Raw genomic sequence first — 7,249 nt, 5'->3', positions numbered from 1 at the left:
CCTGACACCGCTGGTTCGGTTGGAGCCGGCAAGAGGGAGCACTCCAAGCGGCTGAACCGCAAGGAGCTGAGTACCGTCGCAGGCCGTGTCGGCGGACCGATCTGTAGTAGTGAGGAAGCCTCTGTAATGGGGGTGGAGCGAAGAGATCGGGTCATCCGTGGCTTGTGTTCGTTCGGTCAACCGGGCCAGAGTCCGGGAGGAACTGCGTGAACCAGCTGACATCACCACGCAAGCCGTTCAATATTTCGAAGCGGGAGGTGTGGGAGGCGTACCTGAAGGTCAAGGCCAACAAGGGCGCCGCCGGTGTGGATGGCTGTTCGATCGAGGACTTCGAGAAGGACCTGAAGAACAATCTCTACCGGGTCTGGAACCGGATGTCCTCGGGCAGCTACTTCCCGCCGGCGGTGAAGGCGGTGGAAATCCCGAAACCGCACGGCGGCGGGGTCCGGGTACTCGGGGTGCCCACGGTCGCGGACAGGATCGCCCAGACGGTGGTGGCCGCGAGGCTGGAGGCGAAGGTCGAACCGATCTTTCATCCGGACTCCTACGGCTACCGGCCGAACAGGTCGGCCCTGGACGCGGTCGCGGCATGCCGGCAACGGTGCTGGAAGACCGACTGGGTGATCGATCTGGACATCCAGAAGTTCTTCGACACCATGCCCTGGGACCTGGTGGTCAAGGCGGTCCAGGCGCACACCACCGACCGTTGGGTGGTGCTGTATGTCGAACGGTGGCTACAGGCACCGATGCAACTGCCCGACGGAACCTTGCGGCAGCGAGACCGGGGAACCCCGCAAGGGTCCGCGGTCTCGCCCGTGCTGGCGAACCTGTTCATGCACTACGCGTTCGACGCCTGGCTGGCCCGAACCTATCCGGGCGTCCGGTTCGAACGCTACGCCGATGACGCCGTCGTGCACTGCGTCAGCGAGCGCCAAGCCCGCGATGTACTGGCCGCGCTCGGGAACAGGATGGAGGAAGTCGGGCTGCAACTGCATCCCGACAAGACCCGGATCGTGTACTGCAAGGACGGCAAGCGACACGGCTCGGCCGAGCACACGTCGTTCACCTTCCTCGGATTCACGTTCCGTGCCCGCAAGGCGCGAAGCAGGAACGGTACGTTCTTCACCAGTTTCCTGCCCGCGATCAGCAAGGACGCCCTGAAGAAGATCAGCGGAGAAGTCCGCTCCTGGCGGCTTCACATGCGGACGCACTTGACCTTTTCCGAGCTCGCGCAACGGACCAACCCGGTCGTGCGTGGCTGGTTGCAGTACTACGGGGCCTTCTACCGCTCCGCGTGTTTCCCCTCCTACGACGCATCAACGCCTACCTGATGCGCTGGATCCGCAAGAAGTTCAAACGGCTCCGGAAGTTCAAGAAGGCCCACGAGTGCTGGCACCGCATCACCCGCCAGCACCCCAGGCTCTTCGCCCACTGGGCATGGACACCGACGTTCTGGTGATCAGGATGACAAGAGCCGTGTAACGAGAGATCGTTACGCACGGTTCTGTGGGAGCCGGAGGGTGAGACTCCCTCCGGCCACCCGACCCTTAATTCCACACCAGTGCGAGAGTCGTAGCGACGATGATCGGTTGTGGGGCTTCAGTCCGTGTCGCCCCTCGGACACGATCCATTTCCCCATGAAAGTCCGCGACAGGCTATGCCTGGACGCGGACTTTCTGTTGTTGCGGGTGGTAGGTCAGCCGCAGTCCGAGTTGCCGGTAGACCTCGGCGCGGTCGGCTGGGTCGGCCTCGCCCAAGGCCGCGGTGATGTCGCCCGGTTGCTGGACGAGTTCCGTGATCTGCTCCCGGCTCATCCTGGGAGCGGACCTCGGCTTGGGCTCGTTCAGCACTGCGAGGGCACGCTGACGATCCGCCTCAACCTCAGCGATCCATCCCGTAACGATGTTGGGATCCGCGCCGGTTTCAAGCGCTGCCCGGGAGCTTGGTATCGCAGTCGGCGAGTTGAGCGCGGGCCAGTACGGTCGCTCTCTCCTCTAGGTGCGACTCGTCTTGGCTGTCTGCAATCGCGGCGATGGTGTCGTGGATTCGGTGCGGAGCAAAGGCGGAGGCGGACTGAGCCATTGTCCATGGTCGACATGGGCGATTGTCTCTCCGTACGGCGGAGTCACACGGATCCCTGCCTATGGTTGCCTGGAGCATGTGAGCGCCGAGGTGACGGTGGGCGTTGTAAGCGCGATCGTGGCCGTAGCCGGGCTTGGGGTCTCGTACCTCCAGCTGCGCCAGACCTCAACCAAGGGTGCGTCGCGTTGGCCCGCGCGGTGGCGGGCGCCAGTCGTGATCGGCGACGTGCCGCGAGAGCCATTGGCTTACACCCGCCGGGCAGCGCTGCTCGACGAGTTGGCACGCGCCGTCGACAACGGCCCCGTCACCGCGCTGACCGGTGGGCGCGGCGTCGGCAAAACCCACCTTGCCGCGACGTACACCCGCGAACACCTAGCCCGGCGACTGCGGCTGGTGCTCTGGATCGTCGCCGAGGACGCCGCCGCGATCACGACGGCACTGGCGGCCCTGGCCCGCGAGGTCAGGCTCGTCGAGGCGGTTATCGACGCTGACGCCGCGGCGAAGGCCGCGCTGCGCTGGATCGAAGAGCAACCCACGCCGTCGCTCATCGTCCTCGACAACGCCCTCGACCCCGACGCCGTCCTGCCCTGGCTGCCCCGCCGTGGCCGAGCGCGAGTCGTCATCACCACGACCAACCAGGACTTCGCTCAACTCGGCACCGAGGTCCGCGTCGAGGTGTTCACCCCGGCACAGGCGGCGGCCTTTCTCTGCACCCGCAGTGGCCTGGACGACCTTGAACAGGCCGCGCTTGTCGCGCACGAACTCGGCGATCTGCCCCTCGCACTGTCCCAGGCGGGTGCGGTGATTCGCCGCCGGCGCCAGTCATTTGGCGACTACCTCGCCGGACTCCGTACCGGGCCGCTCGCCTCGATGCTGGCCCGAGTACCAGGCGACGCCTACCCGAACAGCGTCGAGCAAGCCACACTCCGCTCGATCGCCGACGCGGAAGCGGCCGACCCGACCGGCGTCGCCCAACGCATCGTCGATCTCATGGCCCTGCTGTCACCCGCCGGCATCCGGCGCGACCTGCTGTACTACCTGCCCGTCGAGCGATCTGGAGTCGACGACGCCCTCGGGACGCTCGCCGGCGCGTCCGTCATCGGGTTCGATGTCACCGGAACAGTCGTAGTGATGCACCGGCTTACGCGGCGCTTCGCACTGACACGTATGCGAACCCAGGGTCGAGTACGGGCAGCGGCGCAGGAAGCGACCAAGGTGCTTGGCGCCGCCGCTGCGGCCACACCGCCGTCCGGTACCGACGTCGTCGACCACGTGGCCGATGTCTGGGCCGCCGTGCACCGCGACCTGAACGGCGACCCCGAGGCAGCGGAACTCGTATCCGAACTCTTGCGGCTACGCCGGTGGAGCGTCGAACGGCTCGGCACCCTCGGGGAATCCTCCCGCTCACTGACCACCGCGTTCGTCGTGCTGGAGGAGCATCAGAACACAGACGGCATCGACGACGAGGCTGTCTTCCTCGCCCGCCGCGCAGTGATCGACGCGGGCATTGGCACGCACCGCGAACTCGACGTGCTGTCGTTCGCCGAGGAAGTTCTCGCGGACCGGATGCGCGTGCACGGCCCCGACGAGGCGGCCACCGTGGCGACCCGCAACCTTCTCGGATACTGCTGCGAATGCGCCGGCCTCCTGGAGCGCGCCCTGGAGATCCACCGCTACAACCTGCAGGAGAGCCTGCGCATCTGCGGCCCCGATGCCCGCTCGACCATGGCCGCGCGCATCAACATCGCCAGCACGCTGCGCTCAATGGGCCGGAACGACGACGCGGTGCCGATCTTCGAAGAAAATCTTCGCGAGAATATCCGCGTGTACGGACCCGAGCATGAGTCGACAATCAACGCCCGTGGCGAACTCGCCCGAGCATATGTCCGGGCGGGCCGTGCGGCGGAGGCGGTCACGCTCCACGAGATCAACGCTGGCGTGCACTGCGCCGAGGCCGCTGGAACGCAGGTCATGTGGTGGCCGCAGTACCGAGCGGCCGCCTACTCGGCCGCAGGCCGCCATCGCGATGCGATTGCGTTGTTGCGCGACCTCGTTGAACAGGCCGAGGCAGCTCTTCCGCGGGACAACCCCAGCCTGATCCGGTTGCGACTCTTCCTCGCCCGTGCGTTGCTGGCCGCAGGCCAGGGCCGCCGGGCACTGCGACTGTTCGAGCGGGTGGTGCAGGATCGGGAGCGGATACTGGGCGCCGACCACACCGCATCGCTGAACGCGCGCCGCAACCTGGGACTGGCCCTCGCGGTACGAGGCCAGCGCCGTCGGGCGAGAAGCGTGCTAACGGACGTGCTGGCCGACTACATTCGGGTGCTGGGTCAAGCGCACCCATACACGGCGAGCGCCCGGTCGAGCCTGGAGCGGCTGCCATCGCTGCACGAGTTCCCGCCCTGAATGATCGGATGCCCCGCCGGGACGCTGCTCCATGGTCTCCTGCTTGGACCGGTGCGCGGCCAACGACACGCAGGGCCGGCTGCGGGCATGTGACGACGGCGAACACGGCGCGGGACCTGGATGCGATCCGGGCTGCGCTCGGGGAGGAGAAGGCGAGCTTTCTTGGAACGTCGTACGGGTCGGCGCTCGGGGCCGCGTACGCGTCGATGTTTCCGGACCGCACCGACCGGATCGTGATCGACGATCTCGACGGGCAGGCCCGGCCGCAGCACTGCGGCGAGGGTGTCGAAGAAGTCGAACGGCTCGTTGTCGGTCCAGAGTCGCCGGATGACCGTGAGCGCCTCGGCGAGGTTGCCCACGGCGTCGGTGGTGTCGGCGAAGGGCAGGCCGTGTGCGGCGTACTCCCGCCGGGCCAGGGGGTGACCAGGCCGCGACCCGACGCCGATGCCGAAGTCGAGGCGCCCGCCGGGGACGATGTCGACGACCGTGGCGATTTTTGGCGAGCATCGCGGGAGGCCGAAAGCGGTTGCTGGTCACCATCACGCCCAGGCGCAGCCGCTCGGTCTGCGTGGCGAGGGCGGAGAGCAGGGTCGAGCCTTCGTACGCCGGTCCGCCCGGGTCGCCACTGATGGGTATGAGGTGGTCGAACAGCCAGGCGTGCTCGATCTCGGCGATGGCGTCCGCTTCCTGCCGAACCCGCAGGATGTCGTGGTAGTCGACGTGCATCGGGGCGGTCATGAGCCCGAGGCTGGGCGAGGGCTTGCTTGGCATGGGTCCGTTCGTGCTTTCGGCGCTAGCCTGGGGGGAAGGCCTGGCTGCGCGGCGGGTCAGGCGGCAGGCGGAGGCGCAGGCGCACGTCCGTCTGCAGCCTGGTCACCGACGTGCCGAGTGATCAGCGGCGGCGCAGCGCCGGGTCGAGCAGAGCGGGTGGGGTGTCGTTCTTCTCGTGGGCGGCGAGGTCGACGCCGGGAGCCGCGATCGCGTCGATCGCGTCCAGCACGTCGGCCGAAAGCACCGTGTCCGCGGCGGCGAGCTGCGAGCGGAGGTGGTCCATCGTGCGGGGGCCGATGATCGCGCTGGTCACGCCCGGGTGGCCGGTGACGAAGCCGAGCGCGAGCTGGATCATGCTGAGGCCAGCCTCGTCGGCAACTGTGGCGAGCTGCTCGACGGCGTCGAGCTTGGCGCGGTTGGCGGGGATGCTGATGTCGTAGCGCTGCTGCATGAAGCCCGAGCGGTTCGTGCTGATTTCCTGGCCGGCACGGATCGCCCCGGACAGCCAGCCCGACGCCAGCGGGCTCCAGGCGAGCACGCCCATGCCGTACTCCTGCGTCGCGGGCAGCACGTGGGTTTCGATGCCGCGCTGCAGGATCGAGTAGTTCGGCTGCTCGGTCACGTAACGGCTGAGGCGTCCCTCGCGGGCGGCCCACTGCGCCTGCACGATGCGGTAGGCCGGGAAGGTCGAGGAGCCGAAGTAACGGATCTTTCCCGCGCGCTGCAGGTCCGTCAGCGCCGACAGCGTCTCCTCGTCGCTGGTCGTCGGATCCCACCGGTGCATCTGGTAGAGGTCGACGTGGTCGACGCCGAGGCGGCGCAGGCTGTTTTCCAACGCGGTGACCAGCCAGCGGCGCGAGCCGCCCCGCTGGTTGCGCTCGTCGCCCATCGGCAGGGTCGCCTTGGTGGCCAGGACGACGTCGTCCCGGCGGCCGGCGATGGCCTTGCCGACCATCTCCTCGGACTGGCCGCCGCTGTAGGCGTCGGCGGTGTCGATGAGGTTGATCCCCGCCTCGAGCGCTGCGTCGACGATGGCCGTGGCGTCGTCCTGGGTGGTGTTGCCGATCCTGCCGAAGTTCATCGCGCCGAGTGCGAGGGTGCTGACCTGCACACCGGTGCGACCCAAGGTGCGGTACTGCATGACTGTTTCTCCTTCAGGCGTCCGGCGGTCCACGATTTGGTGGCAGCCCGTCCGGTCAGTTGGTGGCAGCCCGTCCGGTCAGTATGCTGAGCAAGCGGAGCGCTGCTCCGATTAAACAACATACGGAACGGCGTTCCGGATGCCAAGGGGAGTGACGGAGGTAACGCGACGTGGCCAACATCGACAGGGGCTCGGAGCAACCGGTCCCGCGCAAGCGGGCCGACGCCCGGCGCAACGAGAAGGCCCTGCTCGACGCTGCCGCCGCGGCGTTCGTCACCTCCGGCGTCGACGTCCCCGTGCGGAACATCGCCGTACGGGCGGGCGTCGGCGTGGGCACGATCTACCGCCACTTCCCCACCCGATCCGACCTCATCGTCGCCGTCTACCGGCACCAGATCGAGGCGTGCGCCGAGGCAGGACCGGCCCTACTGGCCGACAGCGACACACCGCACGCCGCCCTGGCGCAGTGGATCGACCTGTTCGTCGACTTCCTGGTCACCAAGCACGGTCTCGCCGCAGCGCTACAGTCCGACGCCGCCGCCTTCCAGACCCTGCACGCCTACTTCCTCGACCGGCTCGTCCCGGTGTGCGACCAGCTCCTCGACGCTGCCGTCGCCGCCGACGAGATCCGCCCCGACATGGACGCCTACGGACTGCTGCGCGGCGTCGGCAATCTCTGCATCGGCGCGGGCAGCGATCCCGGTTACGACGCACGCCGCCTGGTCGACCTCCTCGTCGCCGGGCTTCGCGTCCGCTAGACGAGTGATTCCGAATGGATCAGTGGTCGTACGCGGTCAGGGAGCGTTTGACGTCGGCGTTTATGCGCCAGTTGTGCCAGATCGCGGCGGT

General features: G+C 67.8%; 7 protein-coding genes. 5 read left to right on the top strand and 2 right to left on the bottom strand.

Annotated elements, in window-relative coordinates:
* The first annotated feature begins 206 nt into the window (after positions 1–206).
* Positions 207–1,331 (top strand): group II intron reverse transcriptase/maturase, encoded by a 1,125-nt coding sequence (gene ltrA, locus AB0873_RS31215; protein WP_366604285.1) that lies wholly within the window; start codon positions 207–209, stop codon positions 1,329–1,331.
* Positions 1,331–1,459: a hypothetical protein gene (locus tag AB0873_RS31210; RefSeq protein WP_366604283.1), complete on the top strand. Its 129-nt coding sequence runs from the start codon at positions 1,331–1,333 to the stop codon at positions 1,457–1,459. Before ltrA ends, AB0873_RS31210 begins: the two co-directional genes overlap by 1 nt.
* Positions 1,460–1,655: 196 nt before the next feature.
* Here the strand turns inward: AB0873_RS31210 and AB0873_RS31205 are convergent, their stop codons facing one another.
* On the bottom strand, positions 1,656–1,814 hold the full coding sequence (locus AB0873_RS31205; RefSeq protein ID WP_366604281.1) for a hypothetical protein: 159 nt from the start codon (positions 1,812–1,814) through the stop codon (positions 1,656–1,658).
* A 481-nt stretch (positions 1,815–2,295) separates the two neighbouring features.
* Here AB0873_RS31205 and fxsT point away from each other — a divergent pair, with 481 nt between their 5' ends.
* Together fxsT and AB0873_RS31195 are read left to right on the top strand one after the other, a co-directional pair.
* Positions 2,296–4,488 carry an FxSxx-COOH system tetratricopeptide repeat protein gene (fxsT, locus tag AB0873_RS31200; protein WP_366604280.1) on the top strand — a complete coding sequence of 731 codons (2,193 nt, stop codon included), beginning with the start codon at positions 2,296–2,298 and terminating at the stop codon, positions 4,486–4,488.
* Between the two features lie 8 nt (positions 4,489–4,496).
* A complete protein-coding gene (locus tag AB0873_RS31195) occupies positions 4,497–5,117 on the top strand; it encodes an alpha/beta hydrolase (RefSeq protein WP_366604278.1) in 621 nt (206 codons plus the stop codon).
* Between the two features lie 263 nt (positions 5,118–5,380).
* On the opposite strand, the gene AB0873_RS31190 is transcribed toward AB0873_RS31195, so the two are convergent.
* Positions 5,381–6,400, bottom strand: coding sequence for an aldo/keto reductase (locus AB0873_RS31190; RefSeq protein WP_366604276.1), 1,020 nt, complete (start codon positions 6,398–6,400; stop codon positions 5,381–5,383).
* A 170-nt stretch (positions 6,401–6,570) separates the two neighbouring features.
* Here AB0873_RS31190 and AB0873_RS31185 point away from each other — a divergent pair, with 170 nt between their 5' ends.
* Complete coding sequence (locus AB0873_RS31185) at positions 6,571–7,158, top strand: TetR/AcrR family transcriptional regulator (protein WP_155331465.1); 588 nt, start codon at positions 6,571–6,573, stop codon at positions 7,156–7,158.
* The last annotated feature ends 91 nt before the right edge of the window (positions 7,159–7,249 follow it).

Origin of the sequence: Micromonospora sp. NPDC047707 (genome assembly GCF_040704235.1) — a bacterium.
Classification (GTDB): Bacteria; Actinomycetota; Actinomycetes; order Mycobacteriales; family Micromonosporaceae; genus Micromonospora.
This window is presented reverse-complemented; position numbering and strand designations above follow the sequence as displayed.